The 17382-nt window shown below is 62.5% G+C and carries 15 protein-coding genes; all 15 read right to left on the bottom strand.

The window, feature by feature from the left end; genetic code table 11:
* Positions 1–2 precede the first annotated feature (2 nt).
* A complete protein-coding gene (locus ATY78_RS12920) occupies positions 3–1028 on the bottom strand; it encodes an ABC transporter ATP-binding protein (RefSeq protein ID WP_088682744.1) in 1026 nt (341 codons plus the stop codon).
* The gene (locus tag ATY78_RS12915) at positions 1021–1800 is read right to left on the bottom strand and encodes an ABC transporter permease (protein ID WP_088682743.1); all 780 of its coding nucleotides are present in this window, start codon (positions 1798–1800) and stop codon (positions 1021–1023) included. Before ATY78_RS12915 ends, ATY78_RS12920 begins: the two co-directional genes overlap by 8 nt.
* The gene (locus tag ATY78_RS12910) at positions 1797–2624 is read right to left on the bottom strand and encodes an ABC transporter permease (RefSeq protein WP_088682742.1); all 828 of its coding nucleotides are present in this window, start codon (positions 2622–2624) and stop codon (positions 1797–1799) included. The genes ATY78_RS12915 and ATY78_RS12910 overlap by 4 nt, the downstream gene beginning before the upstream one ends.
* A 66-nt stretch (positions 2625–2690) precedes the next feature.
* Positions 2691–3713: an ABC transporter substrate-binding protein gene (locus ATY78_RS12905; protein WP_088682741.1), complete on the bottom strand. Its 1023-nt coding sequence runs from the start codon at positions 3711–3713 to the stop codon at positions 2691–2693.
* The gene (locus ATY78_RS12900; protein ID WP_088682740.1) at positions 3714–4757 is read right to left on the bottom strand and encodes a LacI family DNA-binding transcriptional regulator; all 1044 of its coding nucleotides are present in this window, start codon (positions 4755–4757) and stop codon (positions 3714–3716) included. It abuts the gene before it with no gap.
* A gap of 166 nt (positions 4758–4923) precedes the next feature.
* A complete protein-coding gene (locus ATY78_RS12895; RefSeq protein ID WP_088682739.1) occupies positions 4924–6360 on the bottom strand; it encodes an efflux transporter outer membrane subunit in 1437 nt (478 codons plus the stop codon).
* A gap of 150 nt (positions 6361–6510) precedes the next feature.
* Positions 6511–9621: an efflux RND transporter permease subunit gene (locus ATY78_RS12890; RefSeq protein WP_088682738.1), complete on the bottom strand. Its 3111-nt coding sequence runs from the start codon at positions 9619–9621 to the stop codon at positions 6511–6513.
* Between the two features lie 48 nt (positions 9622–9669).
* The gene (locus ATY78_RS12885; protein WP_088682737.1) at positions 9670–10881 is read right to left on the bottom strand and encodes an efflux RND transporter periplasmic adaptor subunit; all 1212 of its coding nucleotides are present in this window, start codon (positions 10879–10881) and stop codon (positions 9670–9672) included.
* Between the two features lie 157 nt (positions 10882–11038).
* Positions 11039–11638, bottom strand: coding sequence for a TetR family transcriptional regulator (locus tag ATY78_RS12880; RefSeq protein ID WP_088682736.1), 600 nt, complete (start codon positions 11636–11638; stop codon positions 11039–11041).
* A 109-nt stretch (positions 11639–11747) separates the two neighbouring features.
* The gene (locus ATY78_RS12875) at positions 11748–12692 is read right to left on the bottom strand and encodes a phosphoribosylaminoimidazolesuccinocarboxamide synthase (protein WP_088682735.1); all 945 of its coding nucleotides are present in this window, start codon (positions 12690–12692) and stop codon (positions 11748–11750) included.
* Positions 12693–12776: 84 nt separating this feature from the next.
* Complete coding sequence (locus tag ATY78_RS12870; RefSeq protein WP_088682734.1) at positions 12777–14519, bottom strand: SLC13 family permease; 1743 nt, start codon at positions 14517–14519, stop codon at positions 12777–12779.
* 93 nt (positions 14520–14612) lie between these two features.
* The gene (locus ATY78_RS12865) at positions 14613–15296 is read right to left on the bottom strand and encodes a phosphoribosyltransferase (protein WP_088682733.1); all 684 of its coding nucleotides are present in this window, start codon (positions 15294–15296) and stop codon (positions 14613–14615) included.
* Positions 15297–15310: 14 nt separating this feature from the next.
* A complete protein-coding gene (locus ATY78_RS12860) occupies positions 15311–16117 on the bottom strand; it encodes a pseudouridine synthase (RefSeq protein WP_088682732.1) in 807 nt (268 codons plus the stop codon).
* A gap of 173 nt (positions 16118–16290) precedes the next feature.
* The gene (locus tag ATY78_RS12855; RefSeq protein WP_004679163.1) at positions 16291–16497 is read right to left on the bottom strand and encodes a hypothetical protein; all 207 of its coding nucleotides are present in this window, start codon (positions 16495–16497) and stop codon (positions 16291–16293) included.
* A gap of 139 nt (positions 16498–16636) precedes the next feature.
* Positions 16637–16975, bottom strand: a complete 339-nt coding sequence (locus ATY78_RS12850) for a hypothetical protein (protein WP_088682731.1) — start codon at positions 16973–16975, stop codon at positions 16637–16639.
* Positions 16976–17382 lie beyond the last annotated feature (407 nt).

The following is a 17382-nucleotide window of genomic DNA, read 5'->3' as shown; positions in this document are numbered from 1 at the left end:
TGTCACCCGAAGCGTTTGAGATTGGCTGCACCGGCAACCGGCAGGTCGAAGGCGAGCGCGCTGCCGATCGCGTGCGTCGGCAGGCTTGCGTCGATCTCGGCCTTGATGGCCCCGAGCGGCGTATCGAGGAGATATTCGCGGCTGTTGCCGGCAAACGACGTGCCGCGCACGGTGCCCTGGAAAGGGCCGGAGCCCAGAGTCACCGCGCGCGGACGCCAGGCCAGGCCGGCCGCGGCTTGCGGCGCCGGAACAGAAAGAGCGACGGGACCATTCGGCGTCGCAAGCTTTCCTTCCTTCAGCGCGAAGACATTGTCGAAGCCGACGAAATCGGCGACGAAGGCGGAGGCGGGATGGTTGTAGATCTCCTCCGGCGTGCCGATCTGCTCGATGCCGCCGTTCAGCATCACGACGATGCGGTCGGCAAGCGCTAGGGCTTCCACCTGATCGTGGGTGACGAAGATCATGGTGACGCCGGTCTCCTTCTGCACGCGCTGCAATTCCGCGCGCATTTCCAGGCGAAGCCGGGCGTCGAGGTTGGAGAGCGGCTCGTCGAGCAGCAGCACCTTCGGCTCCATCACCATTGAGCGGGCGAGTGCTACACGCTGCTGCTGGCCGCCGGAGAGTTCGGCGGGCTTGCGGGCGGCGAAGGTGGTGAGGCCGACGGATTTCAGGCCGGCGCCGACCCGGGCATCGAGATCGGTGCCCGAGATGCCCTTGAGGCGCAGGCCGAAGGCGACGTTCTCGTAGACCGTCAGATGCGGGAAGAGCGCGTAGGATTGGAAGACGAGGCCGACGGCGCGTTTGTTGGCGGAGACGCGGGTGATATCGGCGCCATCGAGGCCGATGCGGCCGGATGCCGGCGTCAGCAAGCCGGCGATGGCGCGCATCGTCGTCGTCTTGCCGCAACCGGAGGGCCCGAGGAGGGCGACGAGCTCGCCCTTGCCGATCGCGAGATCGAGCTCTCTTACGGCGACCGTATCGCCATAGGCAAGCGTCAGCTTGTCGAGTTGGAGGTAGGCATCAGACATAACGCGAAAATCCCAGGAAGCGTTCGGCGAGGAAGACGATGCCGATCGACAGGAAAGCGAGAAGGGCGGAGAGCGCCGCGATGGATGGGTCGTAGGTGGTTTCCATGTAGCCCAGCATGTCGATCGGCAGCGTCCGTACACCCGGGCCGGAAAGGAAGAGCGAGACCGGCACCTGGTTGAAGCTGGTGACGAAGCCGAGGATGAAGGCGGCCAGGATGCCGCCGCGGATATTCGGCATCACCACGCGGAAGAAGGCCCCGAGCCTGGAGGAGCCGAGCAGGACGGCGGCTTCCTCGATATCCGAGCGCAGATTGTCGAGGCTCGCCGAGACGACGCGCACGGCATAGGGCAGCACGAGGGCCGCATGGGCGAAGAAGAGGGCGAGCGTGATGTTGAAGCCGAAAGGCACGACGAGATAACGCAGCAATGCCAGGCCGACGATGATGCCGGGCACGATGATCGGCAGCGAGACGATGGTGCGGACGGTCTCGGCCGCGGGCAACCGGTAACGCGACAGGGCATAGGCGGCGGGGATGCCGAGAATGAGGGCTGCCAGCGTTCCGAAGACGGCGAGGAACATCGACATGGCGAAGCTGTCGCGGAAGCTTTCGATGGTGAAGACCTTCATCACCCAGCGCAGCGACAGGCCCTGTGGCGGGAAGGCCAGCGTGTCGCCCGCCGAGAGCGAGGCGGCGATGATGATCAGGAACGGACCGATCAGGAAGACCAGCAGCAGGAAGAGGACGAACGGTGAAAGTAGGCGGATGCTCATCTGCGGCTCCTCGCCGTCGCAAGGCGTTTCAGCAGGATGTTGGCGGCAAAGCTCATGACGATCAGGATGAAGGCGATGACGCTTGCCGAGACGAAATCATTGGCGACGGAAACCTGCTGGTACATCAGCGTTTCGAGCATCAGCACCTTGGAACCGCCGAGGATGGCCGGCGTGATGTAGGCGGTGAGCGAGCCGGTGAAGACGAGCGTGCCGCCGATGACGAGGCCTTCTCTGGTTAGCGGCAGGACGACCTTCCAAAAGACCTGGAACCAGTTGGCGCCGAGCACGCGGGCGGCGGGGATCGCATCCCTCGGCATGTTTTCGAGTGCACTGATCAACGACAGGATCATCAGCGGCAGAAAGAGCTGCAACAGGCCGATGAAGACGGCGGTCTCGGTGAAGAGCAGGCGCAGCGGCTCGGCGCTGAAACCGAGGCCTGTTATCGCCTGGTTGACGATGCCCGTGCGGCCGAGAATTACGATCCAGGCATAAGTACGCGCCACCGGCGAGATCATCAGCGGCAAGGTGATGAGGCCGATCATGCGGCCTTTGCCCTCTGGCGGCAGATTGACGATGGCAAAGGCTGCGGCGTAGCCGATGACGGCCGAGACGGCGGTGACTTCGAGGCCGAGCCGGAAGGAGCGCAGGAAAACGGTGCGGTTCAGGGTCTCGGAAAAGAAGCCGGTATAGGCCGATAGCGTCCAGGCGCCGCCGGCGCGAAAACCCTCCGACAGCAGGATTGCGACGGGCAGCAGGAAGACCACCGTCGCAAAGACGGCTGCCGGCAAGGCAAGCGCCAGGGCTTCCGCGCGGTTCTGGAACATGAGGCGCCTTTCCAGGAGAGGAGGGGCGGCCCCGGCGGGAGACGCCGGGACCGATTCACGAGGGCTTTACTGGCCGACTTTCTCGTTCCAGGTCTTCAGCCAGCCGGCGCGGTTGTCGAGGGCGATGGCGGAAGGGATCAGCTTGAGGCTCTTGGCCGTTTCCTCGCCATAGGTGAGGTTGCCGGCGGCGGCTTCGGAAAGCTTGACCTCACTGTTGGCAGGGCTGTCGATCAGCTTTTCGGCGAGCTTGGCTTGGGTCTCGGTCGAGAGCCAGAAATCCATGAACTGCATGGCGAGATCCTGGTTCTGCGAACCTTTGGTCAGCACCAGCACGTTCATGCCGCCGGTCTGCCCCTCCTTCGGCGTTGCCCAGGCGACGGGAAGGTCGAGCTTGGTGAAGCCTGCCCAGGAGAACCGGCCGATGGGGGCTGCCCAGATCTCCTCCTGCTGCATCAGCTGCACGAGCTGCGAGGACTTTTCATAGAAGGTGACGATGTCGTCCTTCTTTTCGCCCAGCGCTGCGATCGGGCCTTGCAGATCAGGCGTATCCTTGCCGAGCGCCAGGCCCAGCATATAGAGCGCCGGCGGGCCCTGGTTGGTGGTGACGTTGGGGAAGGCGACATGACCGACATATTCCGGCTTCAGGAGGTCGGCCCAGGACTCGATCTTCATCTTGTCGGAACGATAGGCGATCGACGTGGCATAGAAGGTATAGCCGACGCTCATGCCGTCGCCGTTCGGATCCTTGGCGACGTCATAGAGCTTGGCGAAGTTGGCAAGCTTGGCGGTATCGACCTTCTCGATCAGGCCGGCGCGCGATGCGGCGAGCGCATCCGCCATCGAAACGGCGGCGAGATCGACCACGGGATTGGCTTTGTTCGCCTCCATCTTAGCCAGCCGCTCGACGCTGTTGCCGGTCTCAACCACCAGCTTGCAGCCGCACTGGGCTTCGAAGGGGTCGTAGACCAGCGTTTTGAAATCGTCCTGTGCGAAGGCATAGACGGAAATGGTCAGTGTGCGTTCGGCCGCGGAGGCGCCGAGCGGAGAGAGTGCGGCAAGCGCCACCGACGCAAAGAGAGCTTTTTTCATCTACATGTTCTCCATCTCTGAGGTTTTTAGTGCCGGGCTCGCAGGCCCGGATGATTGGCGGACGACCAGCTGCATTGCAACGCGTTCGATCTCCGCGGTAACGAGCACGCCCTCGCGGGAACGGCTTTTTATGATGGTATCGGCCAGCGCCGACACGGCAATCCCGGCAATCCTATCCATGTCCATCCTGACCGTCGTCAGCGACGGCGTGACAACAGGCGACCAGATGAGATCGTCGAAGCCGGTGACGCTGACATCGGCGGGAACGTTGATGCCGGCCTGCTGCAACTCCGTCAGCGCGCGCAGGGCCTGCAGATCGGAGAGGGCCGCGAAAGCAGTGAAACCCTGCCGGGCTTTTTCGGCGAGGCCGAGCGGGCAGCCCCTGCCGCCATCCAGCTCCACCTTCTCGATCCATAGCGTCTCGGAATGCATGCCCGGGCGCATGCCGGCGCGGATGCCGTCGGCGCGGTCGTTCTGGACGCTGGACTCCTGATTGTTGCCGATGATGAGAATGCGCTGATGGCCGAGATCGGCGAGATGGAGGGCGATTTCGCGGCCGCCCTGCCAGTGATCGGCGGAAACGGTATTGCCACGCGTCGAGGGGGTGTCGATGACGGCGACCGGGCAGGCGGCGGACGAAATGCGGGTGGCGCGGCGGGGAATGACGACCATGCCGTCGACGCCGCGCTCGACCAGGCGATTGATCGCCTCGGCCTGGGCAGCGGCGTCGCCGCGGGAATCGGCGATCAGCACTCCGTAACCTGCTGCGGAGGCGGCAAATTCGATCGCCTGTGCGATCTTCGGGAACAGAGGATTGGCGATATCGGGCAGCACCAGGCCGAGAACGCCGCTGCGGCCGGTCCGGAGCGCGCGGCCGGCCTGGCTCGGGACATAACCGAGCTCAGCGGCATGTTCGCGGATTCTTTCGACCAATTGGCCGGAGACTCTGCCTTTGCCGGAGAGTGCATTGGAGACGGTCGCGATGGAGACGCCGAGCGAGGTCGCTATCCTGCTGAGGTTCGGTCCCGGGCGCGATGAAGCCATGATCTAGAACATTCTGATTAATCGTTTAATCAGTCCTATAGCAGCTCTTTTGGCTTGTCGAATCCAAATCCTGCTCATGCGGGATTATTTGCCGAATTCGCCGGGCATGAAAAAACCCCGCGAGGCGATCGCGGGGTTTGGTATTTCCAGAAAGGCAAAATGCCGATCAGCTCTTGGCCTTCGCCGGCGCAGGCTTCACCGGCGCGGTGGTCTTGCCGCCGGGCGCATAACCGCCGCCGACTGCGATGTTCAGCGAGACGTAATCCTTAGCCATCTGCTGGACGGCCTGGGCAAGGCTTGCCTGGGCAAGCGAAACCTGGCGCTGCGCGTCGAGAACGTCGAGCAGCGAGGAGGCGCCGTCCTTGTAGGATGCGGTCGACAGTTCGAGCGTTTCCTGCGTGGTCTTCACCTGGGCCTGGAGGGCGGCGACCGTCTGGGCGTCGCGGCGGACAGCCGCGAGTGCGTTCTCGACCTGCTCGACCGCGGTCAGCACCGTCGACTTCCAGTTGAGGTAGGCGGTTGCGGCGTCGGACTGCGTCGCCTTGACGTTGGCGCGCAGGCGGCCGCCGTCGAAGATCGGCAGGTTGAGGGTCGGACCGAAGGACCAGGGGGTCAGGTCGCCATGGATGCCGCGCTGGTTGATGAAGGACGGCGAGATCGAGCCGCTGAGCGAGATGCTCGGATAAAGCTGCGCCTCGGCAACACCGATATTGGCCGTTGCGGCGGCGAGATCACGCTCCGCGACGCGAATGTCCGGACGGTTGCGGATCAGGTCCGCCGGGATGCCGGAGTTGATGCCGCCGCGGAATACCGGCTGGCCGCGCCCCTTCAGCAGTTCATCGACAAGGGCCGAGGCCGGCAGGCCGAGCAGCGTGGCGATGTGATGGGCTGATATGCGGATGTTGGTTTCGAGGCCGGGAATTTCGGCGAGCGTCGACTGTACGAGGCCTTCGGCCTGAACGACGTCGAGACGCGAGGCCGCACCGGCTTCCAGCTGGAACTTGGTCAGTTCGTAGGTTTCCTGACGAGACTTCAGGTTGGCCCTCGAAAGCGCCAGGCGCTGCTGATAATAGCGAACGTCGATATAGCTCGAGACGAGGTCCTGCACGAGGGTCAGCTTGGCGACATCAGCCGATGCATATGCGGAATCGAGCGAAGCGAGCGCGCTCTCGGTGCTGCGCTTGTAGAGGCCGAAGAGATCGAGCAGCCAGCTCAGCTGGACGTCGCCGGCACTGGTGTTGCGCGTGTCGACCTGCGTGCGCAGCTCGCCCTTCTGGCCGCTGACCGTGTGCGAAGCGCCGACGTTCAGGCTCGGCAGGCCGCCTGCGCCGGCGGTGGTGACGTTTGCAGAGGCCGCATTGATGCGTTCGATCGCCTGCTGAACCGACAGGTTCTGATCGAGGCCGGCATGGACATAGCCATTCAGCTTGGGGTCGTTGAAGGCGGTCCACCAGGCTGCGGTAGCAACGTCGCCAACACTCTTCGTTCCACCTTCTCCGAATTTGGCGGGCAGCGGCATTTCAGGAGGAGCATGATCCGGGCCAACAACACAGCCCGACAGTAATAACAATAATGCCGGCGTGGCAAAACGAAGAGATACCATTCATTTCATCCTGTACTCGAGCAAGTCAATTCTTGTCCAAAGCTTCATGCTTCACTATCGCAGCCGCGCCTCGTTCTACCACAAACACACACACCGAAGCAGTCGGGCGCAATGTAGCAATCGGAACAGCATTATCACAGTGCATTTATATCACAGTCCTGCCGCATTTTTGGCGCGTGTGGCAAAGATGCGTCGAATGACGACGAAAAAGGACGGCACGAAGAAAATTCCCAGCATCGTCGCGGCCAGCATGCCGCCGAGAACGCCGATGCCGATGGCGTTCTGTGCAGCCGAGCCCGCGCCTGTCGCGATCGCCAGCGGCACGACGCCGAGAATGAAGGCGAGCGAGGTCATGATGATCGGCCGCAGGCGCAATCGCGCCGCTTCCAGCGTCGCCTCGTAGAGTCCCATGCCAGTTTCCATGCGGTCCTTGGCGAACTCGACGATCAGGATCGCGTTCTTGGCCGCCAGTCCGATCGTGGTGAGCAGGCCGACCTTGAAATAGACGTCGTTCGCCTGGCCGAAGAGCGTTGCCGCCGCCAGCGCACCGAGAATGCCGACAGGCACCGCCATGATCACCGAGAAGGGGATCGACCAGCTTTCGTAAAGTGCGGCCAGGCAGAGGAAGACGACGAGAACGGAGATCGCATAGAGCATCGGCGCCTGCGAGCCGGAGAGGCGCTCCTGATAGGAGATGCCCTGCCAGGCTACAGTATAGCCGCCGCCGAGCTGCTCGGTCAGCGCTTCCATTTCGTTCATCGCATCGCCGGAGGAAACCCCGGGAGCCGAAGCCCCATCGAGCGGAATGGCGCTGACGGCGTTGAAACGGGCAAGCGAGGGCGCGCCCTTCACCCATTCGGTTTTGGTAAAGGCGGAGAAGGGCACCATCTCGCCGGCATTGTTGCGCGCATACCAGTGATTGAGATCGTCCGGCTGCATGCGGAAGGGCGCGTCGCCCTGGACATAGACCGGCTTGATCTCACCGTTCAGCGTGAAGTCGTTGACGTCGCGGCCGGTGAAGATGATCGACAGCATCGAATTGACCGAAGCGATATCAACCCCCATGGCGCCGATCTTTTCCTGATCGAGCACGATGCGCATCTGCGGCTCGACTTCCTTGCTGCTGCTGCGCAGCGCCACGACCTTGCCTGACGAGTTGCCCATCTGGATCAGCCGCTTGGAGGCGGCCGTCAGGGCGTCGTTGCCGTGGCCGCCGGTATCGACGAGATACATGGAGAAGCCGCTCGATACGCCGAGACCCTGGATCGCCGGCGGCAGAAGCGCGAAGACCTGCGCCTCGCGCATCGCAAAGAAGCTGCGCAACGCACGGTTGACGACCGACTGCGCGCTCAGGTTCGGATCGGTGCGCAGCGAGAAGTCCTTGAGTTTGGTGAAGACGATGGCGCTGTTCTGTCCGGAGCCGTTGAAGCCGAAGCCCAGCGCGCCGAAGACGGACTCGACGGCATCCTTCTCATTCTCACGATAGTAATTTTCGACCTTCTCGACGACCGCCTGGGTTTGCTGCGTGGTCGAGCCCGGCGGCGTGGTGACGATGGTCAGCAGCACGCCCTGGTCTTCCTGCGGCAGGAAGGAGCTCGGAAGGCGGGTAAAGAGATAGGCGCAGCCGGCGCCGACGAGAAGGAAGACCAGCATGACGCGGATCGGCCGTTTCAGGAGATAGCCGATGCTCCTGACATAGCCGTTGGTCGAGCGGGTGAAATTGCGGTTGAACCAGTCGCCGACACGGTGCTTCCTGTGTTCGCCGACCGGCTTCAGCATCGTGGCGCAGAGCGCCGGTGTCAGCACGATGGCGACGAGCGCCGACAGCAGCATGGCCGAGACGATGGTGATCGAAAACTGGCGATAGATGATGCCTGTGGAGCCGCCGAAGAAGGCCATCGGAATGAAGACGGCGGTCAGCACGAGCGCGATGCCGACGATGGCGCCGGTGATCTCGCCCATCGACTTTTCCGTCGCTTCGAGCGGCGAAAGCTTCTCTTCCGACATGATGCGTTCGACGTTTTCGACGACGACGATCGCATCGTCGACGAGAAGGCCGATCGCCAGCACCATGGCGAACATCGTCAGCGTATTGATCGAATAGCCGGTGGCCGCCAGCACCCCGAAGGTGCCGAGCAGGACGACGGGAACGGCGATGGTCGGGATCAGCGTAGCGCGAAGGTTCTGCAGGAAGACGAGCAGCACCACGAAGACGAGCACGATCGCCTCGATCAGGGTATGCACGACCTTTTCGATCGACAGTTCCACGAAGGGCGTCGTGTCGTAGGGGTAGGTGATCTTCACGCCTTCCGGCAGGGTGCGGCCGATGACGTCGAGCGCGGAGCGCACGCGGGCGGCGGTATCGATGGCGTTGGCGCCGATTGCGAGGTTGACGGCGAAACCGGTCGAGGGCTGGCCGTTGTAGCGCGAGCCGCCGCCGTAGCTTTCCTGGCCGATCTCGATGCGCGAGACGTCGCTCAGGCGTACCGTCGCGCCGTCCTTTTCGACCTTGAGAATGATGTGTTCGAAATCAGAGACGGTGGTCAGCTGGCTCTGCGCGGTGATGGTGACGTTGAGCTGCTGACCTGAAATCGTCGGCTGGGCGCCGAGCGAGCCGACGGAAACCTGGGTGTTCTGCGCCTGGATCGCTGCCGTGACGTCGCTTGGCGTCAACTGGTATTTCAGGAGCTTGAAGGGATCGAGCCAGACGCGCATGGCGTATCCGGAACCGAAGACGTTGATGCTGCCGACGCCTTCCAGGCGCTGGATCTGATCCTCGATGGAGGTCGACATGATGTTGCCGAGATCGACCGAATTGCGCTTGCCGTCGGTTGAAACGAGCGAGCCGACGAGAAGAATGCTCGAGGTCGAGCGCGTCACGCTGATGCCGGCATCGATGACGTCGCCTGGAAGCTGCGATTGAACGAGCTGCAGCTTGTTTTGCACCTGCACCTGGGCGATATCGGGATCGATGCTGGTTCCGAAGGTGAGCTGAATGCTGGCCGAGCCGGTCGACGAGGTCGAGGTCATGTAGGTGAGGTCGTCGAGGCCGGTCATGCCGTCCTCGATGATCGTCGTCACCGATTTCTCGACGGTTTCGGCGCTGGCGCCGCGATAGGTGGCGTTGATGCGGACCGTCGTCGGGGCGATGTCGGGATATTGCGAGATCGACAGGGTGAAGATCGCCAGAAGGCCGGCGAGCATGATGGTGATCGCAATGACCCAGGCGAAAATCGGACGTCGGATGAAAAACTTGGCCATCGGTTGTTCCTGTGCGGCTGAGACGGTGACGATGCGGGCTCGGAGCGATTACTTCGCTGCGGGCTTCTCAGCGTCACCGGCCGCGGGCTGCTCGGCAGCCACGACCACGCCATTGTCGTTGATCTTCATCGGAACCGGCTTCACCGGCATGCCTGCGGTGATCGACTGCAGGCCGCTGACGATCAGCTGATCGCCGTCCTTGATGCCTTCGGTCACCAGCCAGGAATTGTTGGAGGGCGAGCTGTTCTCGAAGGCGCGGGTTTCGACCTTGCCGTCGGCGGAAACGAACTGCGCCGTCAGCCGGCCGTTGGCGTCACGGCTCGTTGCCAGCTGCGGCAGCGCGTAACCGGTTTCGGCGCCGAGCTCCACCGTGGCGCGGACATACATGCCGGGCAGGACGATACGGTCGGGATTGGGAAAGAGCACGCGGATGATGAAGGTGCCCGTGGTCTCGCTGACCACCTGCTTCGACATGTCGAGCTTGCCCTGCTGATTATATTCCTTGCCGTCTTCGAGGATCAGGTGAAAGGCGACGTTCTCCGCACCCTTGATATCGCCGGCGGCCATCGCATCGCGCAGCCTCAGGAGGTTGGTGCTCGATTCCGTGAGCGAGATGTAGATCGGATCGAGCTGGCGGATCGTCGTCAGCGCCGTGGTCTGGTTGGCCGAGACGACGTTGCCGATATTGTAGGCGGTCTGGTCGATGACGCCGTCGAAGGGCGCGACGATCTTGGTATGATCGAGGTCGATCTGTGCGGCGGAAAGGGCTGCTTTTGCCGACTCGACCTCGGCCTTCGCCTGGAGAAGCGTCGTCCTGGCCGTCTCGTATTCGATCTGTGTCGCGCCGCTGCCGACGAGACGCTGGTAGCGTTCGAGATTGCTTTCAGCACTCGGAACGCTTGCCTCGGCCTTGGAGATGGCCGCCTTGGCCTGCTCGACGGCGGCGATATAGGGCGCATCCTCGATCTGATAGAGAAGATCGCCCTTCTTGATCTCGCCGCCTTCCTTAAAGGCGATCTCGCGGATGATGCCGCTGACCTGCGGCCGGATATCGGCCGTCTGGAAGGCTTCGGCGCGGCCGGGAAGGATCGTCGTGATCGGGAAACTTGCCTTCGTCAGGGCGACCACGCCGACGGGGGCCGCCTGCTGCGCCGCGCTCGCGCCGGCATTGCCGGCGGGCTTGCCGGCGTTGTCGCTGCAGGCGCCAAGCAATGCGCCGGCCACGAGGGCCGAGGAGATGAGGAGGGCACGCCGGATCATTCTGAATTTCCTCATGCGGTGGCAATCGCCGTTCGATCCACGGGCTCGGCCGGGCCGGGCGCAGGCTTATATAAGCGTCAGGATTGGCTTGGCTTCAAATGCCATTGTCCGAGTCTAAGAAAAGCTTTACGAAGTGACGTAAGTCAGCAACCGTCACTTAGCAAGCGCTATTTTGCAGTGCGGCATCGACGAAGCACACGATATTCTCAGCGCGGCGCACCAGCGTCTCCTTATCGTCGCGAACGATGAGAACAGGGTGCAGCACGCAGGTCAGGAGGTCTGCGACGGTGTGTGCCGCGTTGCCGGGATCACTGCAATGGTAGCTGCCCTCCGCGATGCCTTCGCGAATGATCTCGCCGAGCTTTTCCTCTATACGGGCGCGGTAGCGATTGCCGGCCTCGAGTTTGGCCTCGATCGTGGAAAGCACCATTTCGAAGATGTAAGGGCTCTTCTGGATGTCCTGTAGATGGCCTTCCAGCAGGCGCAGGACGAAGCGGAGCAGTTGCTCCTTCGGCGGCAAGTTGGGGTCGGTGACGAAACGCTCGGTGGCGTTGTCGAGATGGCGCCCGGCGATGGCGTCGGCCAGCGCGATCTTGGAATGGAAATGCTTGAAGACATTGGCGGGCGACATATGCAGCGCGCCTGATATATCGGCGATCGACACGGCGACGAAGCCGCGCTCGCGAAACAGCATCTCCGCCATGGACAGGATGTCCTGTCGCGTTTCCTCGGCCTTGCGTCTCGGCCTTCTTACCATCTATCCCCCGCCGGGCCGCGCCCGGTATTCCCTTTTTTCCAATGCTAGCGCTATTGAGCGAAAACTGCCAAGCCGATGCCGGGCCCGGCGGCTTTCGCGTGTCGTCTTTTCAAGGGAAATAAGGGGCGAGGTTGTTGCGGACACGGGCAAGCGGCGTCTCGCCGCTGTCGTCGGGAACAAAGCGTTCGCCGGTGATCGCTTCGTAGGCCCTGATGTAGACGGCAGAGGTCTGCTCGATCAGTTCGACGGGAATTTCGGGAATTTCGTCCTTGTAGGGGTCGCAGCGCTCCGCCACCCAGGCGCGGACGAAATCCTTGTCGAAACTTTCCGGCCGCTTTCCGGCGGCAAAGCTTGCCGGATAGCTTTCGGCAAGCCAGTAGCGGCTGCTGTCCGGCGTGTGGATCTCGTCGGCGAGGATGATGTTGCCGTCGCCATCGGTGCCGAATTCATATTTGGTATCGACGAGGATCAGGCCGCGTTTGGCCGCCATCTCCTGGCCGCGGGCGAAGAGGGCGAGCGCGTATGCCGACAAGGTTTCCCACTGCTGACTTGTCAGAAGGCCGCGCGTGACGATTTCGGCGGGCGTCAGCGGCTCGTCATGGCCGCCGTCGAATTCCTTGCTGGTCGGCGTGATCACAGGTTCCGGCAGGATCTGATTGTCACGCATGCCGTCTGGCAGGCGCATGCCGTACATTTCCCGCTCACCCTTCTTATAGAGAGTCAGGATCGAGGTGCCGGTGGTGCCGGCGAGATAACCGCGCACGACGATCTCGACCGGCAGGATATCGAGCCGCTTGCCGATGACGACATTCGGATCGGGATAGTCGAGCACGTGGTTCGGGCAGATATCCCTCGTCGCTTCGAACCAGTAGCGCGCCGTCTGCGTCAGCACGTGGCCCTTATAGGGAATGCAGGTCAGGATGCGGTCGAAAGCGCTCAGCCGGTCGGTGCTGATGATGATGCGGCGTCCGTCCGGCAGGTCGTAATTCTCGCGCACCTTGCCGCGGTAGTAGTTCGGCAGTTCCGGGAAATGGGCTTCGGAGAGGATTCGCACGGCGCTCGACGGTCCTTATGATTGAGGGAAGTTTTCCTGCTCTAGTTTCATTGCCGGGGAAGTCAAGTCGAGCCAACTATCGCATCACAGCCAGAACAGGGCCAGGAGAAAGAGCGCAAGACCGTAACTTGCGAGGGTGAGCGGCCAGCCGGCGCGCAGGAAATCGCCGAAGCGGTAGCCGCCGATCCCCATCGCCAAGGTATTGTTGTGATGGCCGAAGGGCGTGAGAAAATCGAGCGATGCGCCGGCGGCGACCGCGATCAGATAGGCATCCGGGCCGTGCCGGCCGGTCTTTGCGAATTCCAATGCGATCGGGGTCAGGACGATCGCGACGGTCGCGTTGTTGACGAAGGGCGTCAATGCCATGGCGAGAAAGAGGATGAGGGCGATGCCGGCAAGCGGATGGGCGATGGGCACGACGATGCTGAGCCAGCCGGCTATGGTTTCGGCGGCTCCGGTGGTGGCCATTGCCTGGCCGAGCGGGATCATCGCCGCGAGCATGATGATGATCGGCCAGTTGAGGTCGGCCATCGCCTGCCGGATGTTCAGATGATTGAGCAAGGCGAGCACGAGCACGACACAGGCAAAGGCGATGTCGGGACGCAGGCCGGCTGCGGAGGCGGCGACGCCGCAGGCAAAGAGCGCAAAAGGCCGCCATGAGAGGAGGATCGGTTCGGCCGGAGTTGTCGGGGCGAGCGGCAGGCACTCGCTTTCCTCGAGCGCTTCGGCGATCGCCATACGCGGTCCCTCGAGCGTCATTATATCGCCGATCGACAATTGCAGGTCGAGGAAGCGTCCCTCGATGCGCGGCGCGCGCATGGAAAGAGCGGTGACCGCGACGCCGCGGCTGTGGAAGACTTCGAGCGAGCGGATGCGCGAGCCGACCAGTGTGCTTTCCGGCATGACGACGCTTTCGACGCGGGCGAAATCCGGCTGAAGGCCATGCGGATTGATATCGGCCACCAGCGCCTGCGCGGCGGCAAGGCCGGCAAAAATCGTATCGCCGCCTTCGGCAAGCAGGACATCGCCGGCTTCGATCACCGATTGGTCGAGCGGGCCGAAGACGAAATTGTCCGCCCGGATCAGCGCGTGCGGCTTGATGCCGAAACGCGCCGAACAATCGGAAAGCTTCACGCCGATCAGCGGTGAGACGTCGGGAACACGGCGCTCGACGACGATGCGGCGAACCGCCGGGGAGACCGTCGCCGGCGCTTCGTCAGGTTCGGGAAACAGACGCTGCACGCGAAAAGTAATGAGAAGAATGCCGGCGATTGCCACCGGCAGGCCGACATAGGCGAAATCGAAGAAACGAAAGCCTGTTCCCGTTGCCTTGGCGAGCCCGTCGCTGACGAGCAGATTGGCCGGCGTGCCGATCAGCGAAACGAGGCCGCCGAGCAGCGCTGCAAAGGAGAGGGGCATGACGATCTGGCGACGGGGGATGGTGAGCGCCGTGCCGAGCCGGAGCGTCACCGGCAGGGTGATCGCGAAGGCGCCGATATTGTTCATGAAGATGGAAATGAAGCCGGCAAGCGCCGATGTGCCAGCGATCACCTTGAAGTTCGAGGGCCTTGCGGCTGAGAAACGGGCGGCAAGGCTGTCGAAGAGCTTGGCGCGCGCCAGCACCTGGACGATCAGCAGGATTTCGACGACGGTGATGACGACGGGGCTGCCAAAGCCCGTGAAGATCTGGTCGGCCGGATAAAGGCCAAGCGCATGACCGGAAAGCAGGCCGGCGATCGAGACGACCTCGATGCGGATGCGACCGAGCGAAAAGAGAATGAGCATCGCCAGCAGAAGGATCAGCAGGGATGCTTGTTCGAACGACATGGGCGGATCCGTAGTGCGTCTATCGGTCGGACTCTGGTCGTCCGGTTCGCTATAAAGCGGTGCCGGCCGGCGAGATGCAATCCCGATATTTCGTTACGGTGCCGCCTGCCACCGGCCCGCGGCATTGCGCTCCAGGATGGGCGTTGCGAAGACGCTGACGATGCGTGCTGCCCATTGCGGACCGGCGGCGGCGAGGCTTTCGCGCCAGCGCTCCGACTGCAGCATTGCCGCGCCGATGGCGGCGGGTTCGATGCCGCAGGCCGTCAGCAGGTTCAGACCCGCGACGATCGAAGCGCCGCTGGAGATGACGTCGTCGATCAGGGCGACGCGCCGTCCCTGAAGCAGCGGCAGCATGCGCGGATCGATATAGAGGCGCTTCTGCTGTGTCGGCGTGGTGATCGAGGACAGGGCAACCGAGAGTTCGTCGCGATACCAGAATTTGCGCGAGGTACCGAGCGGAACGTATCTCTGGTGGCCGAGCTTTTGTGCGACGACGGCGGCGAGCGTCAGGCCGAGCGTCGGCAGGCCGGCGACGATATCGATCTCTAGGGGCCTGATCCTGTCGGCGAGGCTTTCGGCAAGCGCATCGAGCACGGCGAAGCTCGCCTGGTTGACGATCAGCGAGGCAAGGGCGCGATCGCCATCGGCGAGCACCCGGATCGGCAGGCGAAGCTGGCGGCCGTCTTCCAGCACGGCGACATAGAAGGAGGTGAACTCCTTCTCTTCGGCAAAGGTGCCGGGCGGATGAATTTCCTGCCAGAAATCGTGCGGCGCCATGTCAGTCACATCGCTCAATTGCGCCTCGTCCTTTCCATGCCGGCTTTGCGGCGCAGCGCCTGCAATTCCGCATCGGTCAGCGCACGCACGGCGCCTTTCGGCAGTTCGCCGAGTTCGAGCCCGCCGATCGCGACACGCACGAGGCGCAAACATTCGGCTCCGAGCGCCTCCAGCATGCGGCGGATCTGGCGGTTGCGGCCTTCGTCGAGCTCGACTTCGATCCAGGAATTCCTGTCGCCCTGGCGCAGCCGCCGCGCCGCTGTTGCCGTCAGCTGCTCGCCGTCATGGCGGATGCCCGAGGTCATGGCGGCCAGCGTTTCGTCGTCCATGATGCGGTCGACCTGGACATGATAGGTCTTGGTGACATGGGTGACCGGATCGAGCAGGACCTGGGCGAATTCCGTGTCGTTTGTAAAGAGCAGCAGGCCTTCGCTCGCCTTGTCGAGCCGGCCGACGGGAGAGAGATGCGGAATGTCGAAACCCTTGAGACAATCATAGACCGTCGGCCGGCCTTCGGGATCGTGACGGGTGGTGACAAGCCCGCGCGGCTTGTTGAGCATCAGATAGATCTTCGCCTCGGCGGCAACGGGGAGGCCGTCGACGCTGATCCTTGCCGTGGCGAGATCGAGCCATGCGGAGGCATCGCTGACGATACGGCCGTCGACGGCGACGCGGCTTTCGGCAATCAGCCGTTCGGCCTGCGTGCGGGAGCAATAACCGAGCTTGGAAAGAGCGCGGGAAAGCGTGACCCGCTTGGCTGCGGCCTCGGCGGCGGGTTTTGCCCGCTCGCGCCTTTTATGCGGTGGGCGCCGCTCCCTCATCTGTCGTCCTTGTCTGCCTCGATGCCTTTTCTTGGCATGAACGGCGCAACGACGCCAGTAAGGCACGCCAGGGATGCCGGCAAGGCAATCAAAGATCAGGAAAACAGGCGTCGTCAGAAATCATCAGCGCTTGGAGAAAAGCGCCGTCAGACATGATAGGAGGCCGCGCTGCCTTAACGGCAGGCCATGAAGCCGGCCAGTTCCTTGCGGCTCACGACGATACCGGCGGCGGCTTTGACAGGGTCGGGATGTGTGTAGGACAGGCTCGGCATTTCCGGCAGTTCGAGTGCCTGGCGCATATTCATGATACCGACCGCGTAACGGCCGTTGGCGCCGTCGACGCTGACTTCAATGATGCAATTGGCCCTCTTGTTTTCCATTGTCGTCCTCCCTTTAGTTTTTTATGTTCCCACCACTTGCATTAAAAATTGGTTTTTCTGAGACATAAGCCTTTACGCACCCAGCCGAAAAATGGATCGGCGGGTGCGTAAAAAAGCTGATTTTAGACGGACTTGACGTTTAGTGCCACCAATGGCGCGGCTGTGGCTGCGAATTGCCGGACAGCAGATATCCGGCAAGAAAGCCGATGGCGCCTGCAAGCGCCAGTGCAGTGGTGGTCACGGCCACGTGCTCGCGGGCGGCACCGGCGGCAGCCGCCCCTTCCGCCCGGATCTGGGCGACGGCGTTCTTTGCGCGGGGCAGGGCATCCTCATAGGCTTTGCCGGCGCGGCCGCGCACTTCGTAATAGGCTTCGGCGCCCTGAGCCGAAATCATCTTCTGCAGGCGGGATACTTCCTGCTGGAGTGCGGCAATGTCCTTGCTCACAGATGCTCTGATATCATCGGTATTGGCAGCCATGTCGGTCTCCTTCCTTCAATGGGAGAGACAACACTCCAGACCGCGATAGGTTCCGAATGTCGGTCGTTGATTTGTGACGGAAATTTAAAACGCGCCGGTCGGAGGCGCTTTAATCCTCCATTAACCATAAATTCGCTCAAGGCGCTGTTTTCTAGTCATATTTCGGCGGTGGAGAGCAGGCTTTCGATGGTTTTTTGACCGGTTGATAAAAGAATTTTCGGGAATCTGATCCGAAAAGGCCGCCTGTGGATAAAGTTGAGCGGCAAAAATGCCTTCCGAATCAACCTGTTACAAAAATGTCAAAAAACTTTTGGAATGAGTGTTGACTGTTTGGGAGGGTTAGTTCTATAAGCCCACTCACTGACGAGGGCGGCGGCGCTGCTGGCGACGAAGTTACTCGTTCTAGT

It is taken from the genome of Rhizobium sp. R635, assembly GCF_002211285.1.
GTDB lineage: Bacteria > Pseudomonadota > Alphaproteobacteria > Rhizobiales > Rhizobiaceae > Rhizobium.
This window is presented reverse-complemented; position numbering and strand designations above follow the sequence as displayed.

Bases quoted from the DNA above. Each gene is read 5' to 3' on its own strand.
- ATY78_RS12850 (WP_088682731.1), bottom strand. From the start codon at position 16,975: ATGGCTGCCAATACCGATGATATCAGAGCATCTGTGAGCAAGGACATT.
- ATY78_RS12910 (WP_088682742.1), bottom strand. From the start codon at position 2,624: ATGTTCCAGAACCGCGCGGAAGCCCTGGCGCTTGCCTTGCCGGCAGCC.
- ATY78_RS12860 (WP_088682732.1), bottom strand. From the start codon at position 16,117: ATGAGGGAGCGGCGCCCACCGCATAAAAGGCGCGAGCGGGCAAAACCC.
- ATY78_RS12900 (WP_088682740.1), bottom strand. From the start codon at position 4,757: ATGGCTTCATCGCGCCCGGGACCGAACCTCAGCAGGATAGCGACCTCG.
- ATY78_RS12920 (WP_088682744.1), bottom strand. From the start codon at position 1,028: ATGTCTGATGCCTACCTCCAACTCGACAAGCTGACGCTTGCCTATGGC.
- ATY78_RS12905 (WP_088682741.1), bottom strand. From the start codon at position 3,713: ATGAAAAAAGCTCTCTTTGCGTCGGTGGCGCTTGCCGCACTCTCTCCG.
- ATY78_RS12870 (WP_088682734.1), bottom strand. From the start codon at position 14,519: ATGTCGTTCGAACAAGCATCCCTGCTGATCCTTCTGCTGGCGATGCTC.
- ATY78_RS12895 (WP_088682739.1), bottom strand. From the start codon at position 6,360: ATGGTATCTCTTCGTTTTGCCACGCCGGCATTATTGTTATTACTGTCG.
- ATY78_RS12880 (WP_088682736.1), bottom strand. From the start codon at position 11,638: ATGGTAAGAAGGCCGAGACGCAAGGCCGAGGAAACGCGACAGGACATC.
- ATY78_RS12890 (WP_088682738.1), bottom strand. From the start codon at position 9,621: ATGGCCAAGTTTTTCATCCGACGTCCGATTTTCGCCTGGGTCATTGCG.
- ATY78_RS12915 (WP_088682743.1), bottom strand. From the start codon at position 1,800: ATGAGCATCCGCCTACTTTCACCGTTCGTCCTCTTCCTGCTGCTGGTC.
- ATY78_RS12855 (WP_004679163.1), bottom strand. From the start codon at position 16,497: ATGGAAAACAAGAGGGCCAATTGCATCATTGAAGTCAGCGTCGACGGC.
- ATY78_RS12885 (WP_088682737.1), bottom strand. From the start codon at position 10,881: ATGATCCGGCGTGCCCTCCTCATCTCCTCGGCCCTCGTGGCCGGCGCA.
- ATY78_RS12865 (WP_088682733.1), bottom strand. From the start codon at position 15,296: ATGGCGCCGCACGATTTCTGGCAGGAAATTCATCCGCCCGGCACCTTT.